Source organism: Rhodococcus sp. 114MFTsu3.1 (genome assembly GCF_000383555.1).
GTDB classification, from domain to species: Bacteria; Actinomycetota; Actinomycetes; order Mycobacteriales; family Mycobacteriaceae; genus Rhodococcoides; species Rhodococcoides fascians_E.
This window is the reverse complement of record NZ_KB911562.1, coordinates 24,131-38,793: the sequence shown is the minus strand read 5'-3', so window position 1 is coordinate 38,793 and position 14,663 is coordinate 24,131. Positions and strand designations below refer to the sequence as shown.

The 14,663-nt window shown below is 64.8% G+C and carries 12 protein-coding genes; 10 read left to right on the top strand and 2 right to left on the bottom strand.

Annotation, left to right across the window (positions count from 1 at the left end):
* Position 1: 1 nt before the first annotated feature.
* Positions 2 to 1,303 (bottom strand): alpha/beta hydrolase, encoded by a 1,302-nt coding sequence (locus H292_RS0124920; RefSeq protein WP_020113191.1) that lies wholly within the window; start codon positions 1,301 to 1,303, stop codon positions 2 to 4.
* Between the two features lie 173 nt (positions 1,304 to 1,476).
* On the opposite strand from H292_RS0124920, the gene H292_RS0124915 reads away from it, so the two are divergent.
* The 4 genes from H292_RS0124915 to gndA all read left to right on the top strand — a co-directional run bounded on the left by H292_RS0124915 (position 1,477) and on the right by gndA (position 6,480).
* Positions 1,477 to 1,884, top strand: coding sequence for a BlaI/MecI/CopY family transcriptional regulator (locus tag H292_RS0124915; protein ID WP_019667611.1), 408 nt, complete (start codon positions 1,477 to 1,479; stop codon positions 1,882 to 1,884).
* 24 nt (positions 1,885 to 1,908) lie between these two features.
* Positions 1,909 to 2,871 (top strand): M56 family metallopeptidase, encoded by a 963-nt coding sequence (locus H292_RS0124910; protein WP_020113190.1) that lies wholly within the window; start codon positions 1,909 to 1,911, stop codon positions 2,869 to 2,871.
* 264 nt (positions 2,872 to 3,135) lie between these two features.
* On the top strand, positions 3,136 to 4,854 hold the full coding sequence (locus H292_RS0124905) for a DEAD/DEAH box helicase (protein WP_027499072.1): 1,719 nt from the start codon (positions 3,136 to 3,138) through the stop codon (positions 4,852 to 4,854).
* A gap of 174 nt (positions 4,855 to 5,028) precedes the next feature.
* Complete coding sequence (gene gndA, locus H292_RS0124900) at positions 5,029 to 6,480, top strand: NADP-dependent phosphogluconate dehydrogenase (protein WP_027499071.1); 1,452 nt, start codon at positions 5,029 to 5,031, stop codon at positions 6,478 to 6,480.
* 96 nt (positions 6,481 to 6,576) lie between these two features.
* Here gndA and H292_RS0124895 read toward each other — a convergent pair whose 3' ends face one another.
* On the bottom strand, positions 6,577 to 7,098 hold the full coding sequence (locus tag H292_RS0124895) for a DUF4262 domain-containing protein (RefSeq protein ID WP_231383922.1): 522 nt from the start codon (positions 7,096 to 7,098) through the stop codon (positions 6,577 to 6,579).
* 178 nt (positions 7,099 to 7,276) lie between these two features.
* Here H292_RS0124895 and H292_RS0124890 point away from each other — a divergent pair, with 178 nt between their 5' ends.
* The 6 genes from H292_RS0124890 to H292_RS0124865 all read left to right on the top strand — a co-directional run bounded on the left by H292_RS0124890 (position 7,277) and on the right by H292_RS0124865 (position 14,604).
* The gene (locus H292_RS0124890; RefSeq protein ID WP_027499070.1) at positions 7,277 to 8,590 is read left to right on the top strand and encodes a DEAD/DEAH box helicase; all 1,314 of its coding nucleotides are present in this window, start codon (positions 7,277 to 7,279) and stop codon (positions 8,588 to 8,590) included.
* Complete coding sequence (locus H292_RS0124885) at positions 8,587 to 9,453, top strand: DMT family transporter (protein WP_020113185.1); 867 nt, start codon at positions 8,587 to 8,589, stop codon at positions 9,451 to 9,453. Before H292_RS0124890 ends, H292_RS0124885 begins: the two co-directional genes overlap by 4 nt.
* Before the next feature lie 18 nt (positions 9,454 to 9,471).
* On the top strand, positions 9,472 to 10,908 hold the full coding sequence (locus tag H292_RS0124880; RefSeq protein WP_020113184.1) for a GuaB1 family IMP dehydrogenase-related protein: 1,437 nt from the start codon (positions 9,472 to 9,474) through the stop codon (positions 10,906 to 10,908).
* A 318-nt stretch (positions 10,909 to 11,226) separates the two neighbouring features.
* Positions 11,227 to 12,609: a hemolysin family protein gene (locus tag H292_RS0124875; RefSeq protein ID WP_019667603.1), complete on the top strand. Its 1,383-nt coding sequence runs from the start codon at positions 11,227 to 11,229 to the stop codon at positions 12,607 to 12,609.
* Positions 12,602 to 13,708 (top strand): hemolysin family protein, encoded by a 1,107-nt coding sequence (locus H292_RS0124870; protein ID WP_020113183.1) that lies wholly within the window; start codon positions 12,602 to 12,604, stop codon positions 13,706 to 13,708. The genes H292_RS0124875 and H292_RS0124870 overlap by 8 nt, the downstream gene beginning before the upstream one ends.
* Complete coding sequence (locus tag H292_RS0124865) at positions 13,705 to 14,604, top strand: hypothetical protein (RefSeq protein WP_020113182.1); 900 nt, start codon at positions 13,705 to 13,707, stop codon at positions 14,602 to 14,604. Before H292_RS0124870 ends, H292_RS0124865 begins: the two co-directional genes overlap by 4 nt.
* The last annotated feature ends 59 nt before the right edge of the window (positions 14,605 to 14,663 follow it).

Genomic DNA, 14,663 nt, shown 5'->3' with positions numbered 1-14,663 from the left:
TTCACGAGATGAGTCCTACTCTCTGCATCAGCCAGGGCAGTTCTTGCTTCAGTCCTTCGGACCACACGGCGAAGCTGTGTCCCCCCGGCACTTCGAGATACACCACGTCCATGCCTGCGGCTTTCGCGGCCTCGTACATAGCCTTCTGGCCGGGTTTGTAGTCGTTGTCGTCGGCACCGACGACGAATGCTCCCCCCGACTGCGGGAACTGTCGGGTCTTCAGGAGATCCATCGGGTTCACGGCGACGAACGCGGCCTCGTTCCCGCCGAACGCCTCGGCGACGGTGCGGCCGCGGTCACCGAGAGTGGGCTCGGCCTGCCCGGACAGGTCGAGGAAGGTCGGGTAGACGTCGGGGTGGTTGGTCGCCACCTGAATGGAACATGTCCCGCCGTAGGACAGTCCTCCGATGACGCGACTGCGCGGATCCGGATTCACCTGGAGCGTCGATCCGATCCAGTTCGGAACGTCCGTTGCGAGATACGTGTCGACGTTTCCGAGAGGCGAGTCGACGCACAACGGGTTGGCCAGTGTCGAGCCCGTGGCGTCGGCGACGACGACCACCGGCGCCAGACCGGAATGATCGGCGGCGAATGCGTCCATCGTGCTCGCGAGCTGTCCGCCGTTCAACCAATCCTCCGGCTCCCCCGGCTGGCCTGCCATCAGCACCATGGTGGGCAGAAGGGGGCGTGGATCGACGAAGTAGGCCGGGGGCAGGTAGATCTGTGCGGGTCTCGCCGAGAATCCGGACACCGTCCCGGGGATGGTCGCCGACGTCAACCGCCCTTGCGACGGCATGGATGCGGGCGCCGTCCACGAAGCGTCCAGTGGATCGCCGGTGACCGGATTCGATTGCGTTCCTGGCACGTTGCTCAGATCGACACGATCCGATTGCTCCAGACCGAGCAACGTTCCCACCGTCGGGTAGGCGGCGAACACGAGGTTCACCTGCGCGGCGGCGGCCGCCACCACCAGAACGGCAGCAACCACCGACACGATCCTGCCGATCAGCCCACTGGATGCGACGGCGCGCGGGACGACCGCGAACAGAGCCGCGAGTCCCACCCCGATCCACACGTAGATCGGGATCTCGATCGGATCGGGGAACGGTCGCCACACCTTCTCGACGACGTAATAGAGCGCCACTGCGACGAGGGCCGCAACGAGTAGACAGATCGGAAGTGCTCGGCGGACGTACCACTTCGTTCGGCTGACGATCAGCCACAGGGCGCCGAGTGCACCCAGAGCGAGGGTGATCCAAGACGTCGTGTCGTCGACGAGCGAAGCTGACACGAACCAGTTCATGACTGCAGAATAAACACAGAGTGGATGCGGTTCGGTGAACGCGATCGAAGTCCACCGGAAAGTCATCCTCCGGGTGGGCGGAACGTCGGATATGACGCATCCCACACGCCCAGGGCGACCTTACTACCGGCAGTAGTACGCATTTGTGTCGGACTAGCCGTAGACTCGGACGAATGGCAGGTCTAGGCGAACTCGAGCGTGCAGTGATGGATCATTTGTGGGATTCATCGGAACCGCAAACCGTGCGGCAGGTCCACGAGGCGCTCGCGACTCATCGTGAACTCGCCTACACCACCGTCATGACGGTTCTTCAACGTCTGGCGAAGAAGCAACTTGTCGTCCAGCAGCGAGACGACCGCGCGCACCGTTACATACCCCTGCACGGGCGGGACGAACTGGTTGCAAGCCTCATGGTCGACGCCTTGGCGCAGGCCCCCGAGTCCGGTGGGCGCGCGGCCGCCCTCGTTCACTTCGTCGGGCAGGTAGGCGCAGACGAGGCCGCGGCCCTCCGCGAAGCACTCGCCGCACTGGAAGTGGCACAATCGGAATCGCCCACGATCGAAGATCGCAACACGAATTGATTCCTGCCCTCGGTTAGTGAGGAAATGAACTCCACCACAGCACTGGTCTTCGCGGTTCTCGCCCTGTTGCTGACGGGTCCGATTCCCGCATTCCTGAGCAAAGCCACGTGGCCCTATCGGGCCCCGCGGGCGGCCCTTGTGCTGTGGCAGGCAATCGCCGTCGCCGCCGTGTTCTCCGCCTTCAGCTCCGGCCTCGCCATCGGTGGACTGTTGCTGGTTCCAGGCCCGGACGGTCGGCCGACGACGGCGCCCACCGACGAAATAGAAGCGCTGGGCCTCCCGCTGTGGATTCTGTACGTGGTGGTGCTGGCGATCACTCTCGGAATCGGCGCGAAACTGATGTTTTCCATCGTCCAGGTTGCGGTGAAGACCAGGCGGCGGCGTGCCCGTCACCGCATACTCGTCGACTTGCTGGACCGCGGAAGCGACGACGAGCGGCCGTTTCCCGGAATCCGAGATGCCGATGTTCGTGTTCTCGACGCCGTCGAGCCCATTGCCTACTGCCTTCCCGGTCTCAGGCAGAGAGTCGTCCTCAGCGAAGGGGTACTGACCAATCTCAGCCGTGCCGAAGTGAAAGCGATCCTCAGCCACGAACGGTCGCACCTCCGATCACGGCACGACCTGGTACTCGAGGCGTTCACCGCAGTCAACGAGGCGTTCCCGCGGATCGTGCGTAGCAAGTCCGCACTCGGCAGCGTGCAGCTTCTCGTCGAACTTCTCGCGGACGATTCGGCCGTGAAAGTCACCGGACCCACTCCCCTCGCCCGAGCGCTCGTCACGTGTGCCGGTTCCACAGCGCCGCGCGGCGCGATGGCGGCCGGCGGGCCGAGCACTCTCATTCGAGTGAAGCGCCTCAACGGACCCAGGACGGACGTCAGAACGTCGGTGGCCGCGTATGCCGCAGCTGCGGTCATTCTGGTCGTACCCACGATCTTCGTCGCCATGCCCTGGCTGGAAGAACTCAGCCGTCTCATGCGTCATTCCTGAGGGGTCGGCCAGCTCACAGTCGTTCGAATCGGCGAATCGAACACTTGTCTTGTAGACTTGATCATCGGTCGCCATTGCGGCCGAGCAACTCGAAAAGGCACAAACAGCCCCACTCTGCGCATTCGATTCAGCGCACGGATGGCCAGGTGACAGTGCCCTGGCTCGTCAGATATTTGTTCCAGCTGTTGTTTGTGCCCTCTTTCCGTGGGCGTTCTCCCAGCTTGTGCTTCTTGGCGCGCCCGTAAACCGGAGAGGTTCAACTGCGTGACTCACGCTGTTTCAACTAGTACATCCACCCCCGACGCGTCGGACGCCACGAGCGATCCCGCCGTGGTCACCTTCGCCGAACTCGGCCTACCCGAACCTGTGGTAGCCGCCTTGGCGCGCAACTCCATCACCGTGCCCTCGCCCATCCAGGCAATGGCACTCCCGGACGCAATCGCCGGCAAGAACGTCCTCGGCCGGGCTCAGACCGGCTCGGGCAAAACACTCGCCTTCGGCCTTCCCATCCTGGCCAGGCTCGCTCGCCACACCGACAGGCCCGCAGCCAAGCGTCCCCGTTCGCTCGTTCTCGTACCGACGCGCGAACTCGCTTTCCAGGTTGTCGAGTCCATGACTCCCTACGCAGGCGCGCTGGGCCTCACGGTCCGTGCAGCCGTCGGCGGCATGCCGTTCAACAAGCAGGTAGAACAACTTCGCCGTGGCGTCGACGTACTCGTCGCGACCCCGGGACGCCTCGCAGATCACCTCCGTCAGAGCACATGCATCCTCGATTCCATCGAGATCACCGCTCTCGACGAAGCAGACCAGATGGCCGACATGGGCTTCCTGCCCGAGGTGCGCGCAGTCCTCGCCGACACTCCGTCGGACGGCCAGCGCCTGCTGTTCTCCGCCACGCTCGATCGCGAAGTGCAGTCACTCGTCCGTCAGTTCCTGCCCGACCACGTCGAGCACTCCACTCAGGACGGCAAGGCAAGCGTCCGCACCATGGAGCACTACATGCTCATGGTCGATCGCGGCCAGAAGGACATCGTCCTGTCGGAGATCGGCGCCCGCGAAGGTCGCACCATCATGTTCGCTCGTACCAAGCTCGGTTGCGACGGAATCACCGACCGCCTTCGTGCACTCGGCATCGCAGCCGAGTCCCTGCACGGCGGCAAGGCTCAGAACCAGCGCACACGGGTCCTCGAACGCTTCAAGAGCGGGCGCACACCTGTGCTCGTCGCTACCGATGTCGCTGCACGCGGAATCCATGTGGACGGAATCGACCTCGTCGTACATGTGGACCCGCCCGCAGACCACAAGGACTACCTTCACCGCGCCGGGCGTACCGCCCGCGCGGGAGAGAAGGGCACAGTCGTCGCAATCGTCCTGCCCAACCAGCGTCGTCAGATTCAGCGTCTGACCGGCATGGCAGGCGTGAAGTCGACTTCGGTGAACGTGTCACCCGGATCCGACGAACTCGCTCGCATCACGGGAGCGCAGAAGCCGTCCGGCGAGCCGCTGCGCGCGGTGAGCTCCGCTCCCCGTGACCGCCGCGACAGCCGTCCCCGCACCGGCGGCTACCAAGGCGACCGCCCTCGCACCGGCGGCTACCAAGGCGACCGCCCTCGCACCGGCGGCTACCAAGGCGACCGCCCTCGCACCGGCGGCTACCAGGGCGACCGCCCTCGCACCGGCGGCTACCAAGGCGACCGTCCCCGCACCGGCGGCTACCAAGGCGACCGTCCCCGCACCGGCGGCTACCAAGGCGACCGTCCCCGCACCGGCGGCTACCAAGGCGACCGTCCCCGCACCGGCGGCTACCAAGGCGACCGTCCCCGCACCGGCGGCTACCAAGGCGACCGCCCTCGCACCGGCGGCTACCAGGGCGACCGTCCCCGTACCAACGCAGTGCACGACGCTCCGCGGTCCGGTGGTTTCCGGAGTCGCACCGATCGCCGTGAGTACGAAGGTTTCGACGGGCCCGCTCGCAATCGCTGATCGGCCCCGAAGTTACTGACGGGTAACGCATTTCGACGCCGGAGGGCGCTGTCACGATTCTCGTGGCGGCGCCCTCCGGCGTTTCGGTTCGAATCGTGTCCGGGGTGACGACACTCGCACCACGGATATCGCCCCCAACTTCCATTGCCGGCCGTCGCAGGGAAAGCTGTACCCATGACTTCAGGAGTGGAATCGTCAGACCTCGCCCAGATCGGTGTCACCGGACTTGCCGTGATGGGTTCGAACATCGCCCGCAACTTCGCGCGCAACGGTCATACCGTTGCCCTTCACAACCGCAGCATCGCCAAGACGGATGCTCTTCTTGCCGAGCACGGCAGCGACGGCAACTTCGTCCGCACCGAGACCATCGAGGAGTTCGTCGCGGCACTGCAGAAGCCGCGTCGGGTTCTCATCATGGTCAAAGCCGGTGACGCAACCGACGCGGTGATCGAGGAGCTCGCCGGAGCGATGGAGGAGGGCGACATCATCATCGATGGTGGAAACGCTCTCTACACGGACACGATTCGCCGTGAAGCCGCGCTGAATAAGCGCGGCCTGCTGTTCGTCGGAGCGGGAATCTCCGGTGGTGAAGAAGGTGCACTCGACGGCCCGTCGATCATGCCCGGTGGCCCCGTGGACTCGTACAAGGCACTCGGCCCGTTGCTGGAGTCGATTGCTGCTCAGGTCGACGGAACGCCGTGCTGCACACACATCGGCCCCGACGGTTCGGGTCACTTCGTCAAGATGGTGCACAACGGTATCGAGTACGCCGACATGCAGTTGATCGGTGAGGCCTACAACTTGTTCCGCGATGCTCTGGACTACACGCCTGAGCAGATCGCGGATGTTTTCACGGAATGGAACAAGGGCGACCTCGAGAGCTACCTCGTCGAGATCACGGCCGAGGTACTGAACCAGGTCGACGCCAAGACGGGCAAGCCGCTCGTCGATGTCATCGTCGATGCAGCCGAGCAGAAGGGCACCGGTCGCTGGACGGTCAAGGCCGCCCTGGATCTGGGCGTTCCCGTGACCGGCATTGCCGAGGCTGTGTTCGCCCGCGCACTCTCGGGTTCGCGTGGGCAGCGCAAAGCAGCTGTCGGTCTCGCGTCCGGTGAACTCGCAGCCAAGCCCACCGACGCGGAGCAGTTCACCCACGACATCTCTCGTGCTCTGTACGCATCCAAGATCGTCGCGTACGCGCAGGGCTTCGACCAGATCGCAGCCGGCAGTACCGAGTACGACTGGAACCTTCACCCGGGCGACCTCGCCACCATCTGGCGCGGCGGTTGCATCATTCGCGCTCGATTCCTCGATCGGATCAAGGATGCGTACGACGACAATGCCGAGCTGCCGAGTCTGATCCTCGCGCCGTACTTCCGTGAAGCCATCGAGAACGCGATCGACAGTTGGCGACGCGTTGTCGTCACGGCGGCCTCGCTCGGGATTCCGGTCCCGGCGTTCGCTTCCTCGCTCGCGTACTACGACGCGCTTCGTGCCGAGCGTCTACCCGCTGCTCTGACGCAGGGACAGCGTGACTTCTTCGGCGCCCACACCTATGAGCGCGTCGATGCAGAAGGCAAGTTCCACACTCTCTGGAGCGGTGACCGCAGCGAAGTCCAAGCCTGACGCGTAGGCGTTCCGATCGTGGTGCACCGAACCGTGCGCGGTCCGGTGCACCACGATCGTCGCCGTCGTGAGCGGCGCTGTTCGCCTCCATCGCCACTACCACCCCGGCGGCGGACCGAGTATCGGTTGCACGATCGTCGAGGGGTACTCCCCTTCCCATGGCAGATTGCCGTAGTGATCCCGCCAGACAGCCTGTACGGCGCGTAGCGCGCCGTCGGGATAGAGACGTCGGCACATCAGAAGCCACTCCTCCGGATAGGCGACGTCGACGAACGACACCTCGAACCCGCCGGCGGTGCAGTACTGGCCTGCCTCGAAGTGCTGCCCTCCGAATTGAATGCGACGAGCGAGTACGTTGAGCACTGCTGCCGACTCACCCGGTGACCGACCCGTCATCACGATCTCGGGGTGGCCCATGCCGGCAAGTCCCACCGTGTAGCAGAACGCAGGATCGACCATCCCGTCACCGGCGTAGTCGTCGTCGGCGCGGCCGCTGTTCCCGAATTCACCGTCAAGGGCGGCGGCGCTGGACGACACGTATTGCAGCGCCCACCCGTATCGCCCGATCAAGGTCTCCACCGAGTCGACGTAGTCGTCGATCGACTGCCCGTTGCACATCCCGCACATGCTGCCCCCTGAAGTCGTGTAGCCCCGTTGTTCTCGAACTCATGTTCGAGTGGGTAGATGATGACGCAGAGGTCCGACAGAAACACCGACACCGACGAGGTTCGGTCGGCGCGAGGAACGGATGGGAATGTCCCTCGGCCGGGTGGATGAGGAGCGGTACTGTTCCGCTATGCCCGACCACCACTCGACATTTGCAGACCTGGGGCTGAAACCTGTCGTGGTACACGCTCTCCGAAGGAGCGGTGTCGAGTCACCGTTTCCGATTCAGGCCGCGGTGGTACAAGATGCGTTGGCCGGCTCGGACATTCTCGGGCGTGCCCCGACCGGTTCGGGTAAGACCTTGGCGTTCGGGTTGCCGCTGCTTCAACGGCTGAGCGGAGGCAGTAGCCGACCCTCCCGTCCGCGGTCGGTGATACTGGCTCCGACGCGAGAACTGGCGCTCCAGATCGAGAAGGCTCTCGACGAGGCTGCGCTGGCCTTCGGGGTGCGAGTCGCGGCTGTCGTCGGTGGCGTTCCCGTCCGGCGTCAGGCGGAGCGCCTCGCTCGAGGTGTGGATGTCGTGGTGGCGACACCCGGGCGTCTGGACGATCTGGCTGCCCGAGGCTTCGTCGATCTGAGTTCGGTGACGATTTCCGTGGTCGACGAGGCCGACAGGATGGCGGATCTGGGATTCCTGCCCCAAGTCGTCTCTGTGCTGGATCGTACCGACTCGACGGGTCAGCGAATGTTGTTCTCGGCCACCCTCGACGGCGACGTCGACGACCTGATCCGTCGATATCTCCGTTCTCCGGTCACGCACACCGTCGACGTGCTCCCGATCGCGGAGCGCACAGCGCGACACCATTTCTTCCGTGTCGTCGGATCGGAGAAGGAGTCCGTGGTGGCGTCCATCGCGTCGCGAGACGGACGGACCATGCTGTTCGTCCGAACGAAGTTCGCGGTCGATCGCCTGACCGAGTCACTGCGTTCGGTGGGGGTGAACGCAGCCGGCCTACACGGCGACAAAACGCAGGCCAATCGCATCCGAACGCTGGCGTCGTTCGAGGCTGGACATGTCCCGGTCCTGGTTGCAACGGATGTGATGGCACGGGGAATCCACGTCGATTCCGTCTCGGTCGTCGTCCACGTCGATCCACCCGCCGATGCGAAGGAGTACACCCATCGCGCCGGCAGAACAGCACGAGCCGGCGCCTCGGGGGTCGTGGTGACGTTGGCGACCGAGTCCCAGGTGCCTGCTGCCGTGGAGGTTGCTACCGCGGCGGGCATCGACGCGCACTTCGTGGCTGTGACCGAAAACGATCCGGTTCTCGTGTCCGTCGTCGGCGCGCGGCGTCCTCCCGGGCGACCGGTCACCGACCCGTTTTCGGCGACTGCGACCGGAACGAGCACCGCTGCGCCCGGCAGGTCGCGCCCCGGCCGAACGCCCGGATCTTCGCGTGCGTCACGCCGAGGCGTGGCCGGGCGTCGTAGCGGACGCCGATGAACGGGTTTCCGGTATTGACCGTGGCACTCGCGCTCGTCGCGGCGATGCTGTTCGCGTGCGCTTCGGTGGCGCAACAGAGCGCCGCGGCCGCGGTCCCGGAAGGCCGATCCTTGATGTCGACGCTCCTCCGAAGCCCGCGGTGGTGGGCAGGGGTTGTCGGCGACGTAGGTGGCTATGCGGTTCAGGTCGCCGCGTTGTGGGTGGGAAGTGTGCTGATCGTCCAGCCGTTGGTCGTGTCCATGCTGCTCTTCGCACTCCCCTTGTCCGCGAAGTTCTCCGGCTTCAAGATGACCCGATCGACGTGGCTGCTGGCGATTTCTCTGGCGCTCGCACTCGCGGTCTTCATCGTCGTCGGTGATCCGACCGAAGGCCACTCCAATGCACCGTTCGCCGACTGGCTGGTTCCGCTGCTGGTGACGACGGTCGTGATATCGGTGTTCGCGGTGGCCGGATTCGTCCTGCACAACCCCGGATACCGAGCGCTGCTGCTCGGCGCCGCCGGTGGGCTTCTGTTCGGAGTGGCGGTGGCGTTCACCAAGTTCGTGACCGACCTCGTGGAGAAAGACCTCGTTTCTGCCATCACCGCGTGGCAGACGTACGCACTCGTCGGGTGCGGCGTTCTGGGTTTCTACCTTCAGCAGGTTGCGTTCCAAGCTGGTCCGCTCTCCGCGTCCCTCCCCGCTGTGACCATCGGAGAACCGTTCGGGGCGGCGTTCCTGGGAATCACCGTGCTCGACGAGCGCGTTCGCGACGACCCCGGCGCTTTGGTGATCATCGGCTGCTCGGTCCTGGTCATGATCGTCGCGACAATCGCGCTGTCTCGGTCGCAGGCTCAACTGACCGAGAGCGTAACCGGCGCCTGACAGGTAAGCTGGCGCAACGTGCAGTTTCTCGATGGCCACCGGCCCCCATACGACCTGACGTACGACGACGTGTTCTTCGTCCCGAATCGAACGGATGTCACCTCCCGTTTCGACGTCGATCTCTCGACCTCCGACGGCACGGGTACCACCATTCCGATCGTCGTGTCGAACATGACCGCGGTGTCCGGTCGGCGGATGGCCGAGACCGTTGCGCGACGCGGTGGGATCACTGTCCTACCTCAGGATCTGCCCATCGAGGCAGTCGCGGACACGGTTGCCTTCGTCAAGAGCCGCGATCTCGTCGCGGACACCCCTGTAGTGCTTGCGCCCGACGCCTCGGTGTCCGACGCACTCGCTCTCGTACACAAGCGCGCTCACGGCGCCGTCGTCATCACGGAGGAGGGACGTCCTGTCGGTGTCGTCACCGAGGCGTCCTGCACCGATGTGGACCGCTTCGCTCGCGTGCAGTCCGTTGCGGCAACGGATTTCGTGACGGCACCGGCAGATGCGTCGCCGCGTGAGGTGTTCGATGCCCTCGAGGCCGCCCACGAGAACCTTGCCGTGCTGGTGAATCCGGACGGGACTCTCGCCGGTGTGCTCACGAAGACAGGCGCGGTGCGCGCGGGGATCTATGCGCCTGCCGTCGACACGAACAATCGGTTGCGTATCGCCGCAGCGGTCGGCATCAACGGTGACGTCACCGCGAAGGCGCGTGCACTCGTCGAGGCCGGGGCCGACGTTCTTGTCATCGACACAGCGCACGGTCATCAGGAGAAGATGCTGGACGCGTTGGCTGCGATCTCCGCGCTCGACCTCGGTGTTCCTCTGGCTGCGGGCAACGTCGTGTCCGCCGAAGGCACTCGCGATCTGATCGGAGCCGGAGCGGACATCGTGAAGGTCGGCGTCGGACCTGGCGCGATGTGCACCACCCGGATGATGACGGGTGTGGGTCGACCACAGTTCTCCGCTGTTGCGGAATGCTCTGCGGCGGCAGCTGATCTCGGTGGATCGGTCTGGGCCGACGGCGGCGTGCGGCACCCCCGCGACGTGGCTCTTGCGCTGGCTGCCGGTGCTGCGAACGTCATGATCGGGTCGTGGTTCGCCGGAACGTACGAGTCTCCCGGTGATCTGCGTACCGATTCGTCGGGTCGCGCCTACAAGGAGAGTTTCGGAATGGCGTCCAAGCGTGCGGTTGCTGCACGGACGGCCACCGACAGTGCGTTCGACCGTGCACGAAAGGGCTTGTTCGAGGAGGGGATCTCCAGTTCGAGGATGCGCTTGGACCCGGACCGCCCCGGGGTCGAGGATCTGATCGACCACATCTGCGCTGGTGTGCGCAGTACCTGCACGTACGCGGGTGCTCGTAACCTCTCCGAATTGCACGACCGCGCCGTGCTCGGGGTGCAGTCGGCTGCAGGTTTCGCCGAGGGAAGGCCATTGCCGACAGGTTGGTGAGTATCCCGACCGGCTGGTGAACGTGTCGAGGCTGTCCGCGGGCGCTGCCCGAGCCGTGTTCTCGGCGGGAAACCGTTAAGATCAGGGCTTCGGCAATACGCGGACTTCCTCCACACAGTGTCCGCTCGAGGCGGGCGGGGGGAAGCGAGAGAAAGGACCAAGGTGCCCGAGGCACCCGTTATCAGCACTGTTGTGACCGCTCAGGGCGAGTCCAACGACGAGGGCTCCACTTCGGAGGGCTCCTCTATCGAGCCGGGTGAACGACCCGGCGAAACTCACGGCGCGATGCGCCTCTCCCAACTCCGGCGGCGATGACCGGTGGAGATTGCGATCAGCATCCTCGGCCTACTCGGCTTCGTGGCGTTGACCGCCGGCACAGCGCTCTTCGTGGCAGCGGAATTCTCACTGACCGCGCTGGAGCGAAGTGCAGTCGATTCGGCGGCCGCCGATCTCGGTGACATGCGCGCCCGGCAGGTCCAGCGTGCGCACAAGACGTTGTCCTTCCAGCTGTCCGGTGCACAACTGGGCATCACGATCACGACGCTGATCACCGGTTATCTGGCCGAGCCGATCCTCGCGGGATTCTTCGTTCCGCTGGCGACGGCGGTCGGTGCCTCCGACACCGTCGCCTCTGCGGTGTCTCTGGCGGCAGCCTTGTTGATCGCCACGTCGTTCTCGATGATCTTCGGTGAGCTCGTACCGAAGAACATCGCCATCGCAATGCCCATGGCGACTGCCCGTGCGACCGCCGGAGCGATGTCAGGGTTCTCGGCGGTCTTTCGATGGGCCATCAAGGGTCTGAACGGGTCGGCGAACTGGCTGGTTCGGCGACTGGGCATCGAACCTGCCGAGGAGTTGAGGTCGGCGCGTTCGCCGCGCGAGCTCGGCTCGCTCGTGCGCACGTCGGCACAACTCGGAGCGCTGGACGAGGGAACGGCCCGCCTGGTGGACAGGTCGTTGCAGTTCGGCGAGCGCACAGCCGAAGAATTGATGACTCCCCGGGTGAAGGTGGAGTCGTTGTCGGTGTCGGACACTGCGTTCGACTTGATCGAAACCGCCGCGCGTACCGGCTTTTCGCGCTTTCCCGTCGTCGACGGCGACTTGGACGACACGGTCGGAGTTGTGCACATCAAGCATGCATTCGCTGTCGGGAGCGCACACCGCCGGACTACCCGACTCGCCGACCTGGCTCAGGACGTGCCGGTCGTGCCCTCGAGTCTCGACGGGGACACCGTGATGGAACGGGTGCGGGCGGACGGAATGCAGGTTGCCCTGGTCGTCGACGAGTACGGCGGAACCGCCGGGATGGTGACGATGGAAGACCTCATCGAGGAAATCGTCGGAGACGTCCGCGACGAGCACGACGAACCGGAAGTCGACGTGCAGCGGGTGGGTGACAGTTGGATCTGTTCCGGGCTGCTGCGCATCGACGAGGTAGCTACGGCCACCGGTTATCGCGCCCCTGAAGGGGAGTACGAGACCATCGGCGGACTCGTACTGACCCGACTCGGGCGGATCCCCACCGAGGGAGACACCACCGTCCTTCCTGCTGGTCCGTTCGAGGAGCCGTCGGAGTCGGACGGTGGTTGGATCGCGAAGGTCACGCGCATGGACGGTCGGCGTATCGACCGAATTCTGCTCCAGCCGGTAGACGCCGAACGTATCGCGACGGTGGGCAAGGAGGCGAGAATCCGTGGGTGACGTATTGGCTGTTGTGCTCGCCGTCTTTCTGCTCGCCGGCAATGCGTTCTTCGTCGGTGCCGAGTTCTCGCTGATCTCGGCGCGCCGCGATCGTCTGGAATCCCTTCTCGCACAGGGCAAGAAACGGGCGAAGTCGGTCATCGAGGCGGGCCAGAACCTGTCGCTGATGTTGGCTGCCGCCCAGCTCGGCATCACCATCTGCTCGATTCTGCTGGGTAGGGTGGGTGAGCCGGCGGTTGCGCACCTGTTCGAGAAACCGATGGAGTGGGTCGGCATTCCCGACGCCTTCCTTCATCCCATCTCGTTCACCATCGCGCTCGGTCTCGTGGTGGTGTTGCACATTCTCATCGGTGAGATGGTTCCGAAGAACATCGCCATTGCTGGTCCGGAGCGGACTGCGATGATTCTGGTGCCGATCCATCTCATGTTCATCAAGTTGGCCAAGCCGTTGATCTCGTTCTACAACGTGTGCGCCAACCTGACGCTGCGTGCGCTGAGGATCGAGCCCAAGGACGAGCTCGATTCCTCGGTCTCCGCGGACGAGTTGTCGCAGATGATCGGCGAGTCGCGATCGGAAGGTCTCATCGACGAAGAAGAGCATCGGCGTCTGACGCAGGCTCTGGACACGTCGGGCCGGACCGTCGCGGATGTTCTCATTCCGTCTGCGCAGGTACGTAGTGTGCGTCTCGCGGTATCGGACAGGGCAGCCGGACCGACGCTCGGTTCCGTGGAGGAAGCAGTGACCGCTACGGGATTCTCGCGGTATCCGGTGCAGGCTCCCGACGGTTCGCTGGTGGGATACCTGCACCTGAAGGACGTTCTGGAATACATGGTCGACGACGCGGCAGGCCCCGAGTCGGTGATTCCGCGTTCCGAGGTGCGCCCCCTGCCTGTGGTCTCGTCGGACACGACGCTCGACGATGCGCTGACGCGTCTGCGGCGGACGCGTAGCCACTTGGGTGTCGTGCACGATTCGACTGGGTCGACCATCGGGATCGTCGCACTGGAGGATTTGGTCGAGGAGTTCGTCGGTACCGTTCGAGACGGCACACACCGGATCGCGGGTCCTGCCCCCGGTGGAGTCCTTCGGCGACCATGACATCGGAGTTGCGAGAGGCGGAGTGGACGGCGTCGAGGAAGATGCATTTCGCGCGCGTCGAGCACCTGATCGGCGATTATCTGGTGCAGCGCGCGGAGGGTGCGTACCACCCGGTCCTCGACTTTCTGTTCACGTACTTCAGCTTCAAGCCGGGACACCTGAAGCGATGGAGTCCCGGTTACGGCGTCACGCTGACCGGGCCGAGAGCCGACGAATATGCCCAGTTCGCAGCCTACGAACCGGCGCCGAGCGGAGGCTATCGGGTACGCGAGTCACTGCTCGAGCGCAGGCTGTCCGCGGTCGAGTTCACGCACGGCCTTCTGTCCGCGACGACTACTCGCCCACCGAACCTGGGGTGTTTCGGCCTGCACGAGTGGGCGATGGTCTACCGGGGCGGCGAAGCCGCCCTCCGGCACGGAACGGTTCCACTGCGCCTCGGTCACGCGGGTACCGACAGCGTCGTGGAGAAAATGAACCTTCGGTGCACGCATTACGACGCTTTTCGCTTCTTCACCGACGACGCGGTACCTCGCAACATGTTGCGCCTCGAGCCGAGCGGCAGAGTGGACCGTGAACAGCCGGGGTGCGTCCACGCCAGCATGGATCTGTACAAGTGGAGCTACAAGCTGTCACCCCTCGTGGACTCGGCCCTGGTCACGGACTGCTTCGAGCTCGCACTGGACGCACGAACCGTCGATATGCGTGCCAGTCCCTACGATCTGTCGGATTACGGCGTCGACGCCATCGAGATCGAAACCCCGTCAGGACGAGCGGAGTACGTGCGTGCGCAGACTCGACTGATGGACAGGGCTGCCCCTCTCCGCTCGGAACTTATCCGCCGATGCCAGAATCTACTGGTGAGCGGCGGTGCCACCGCCCGAGCTACCGCCGAGTAACATAGGCGGAGTTGTCGCCGAGGCGCCTTGTGCGCGTTTTGACCGGAAAGAGCGAGGGA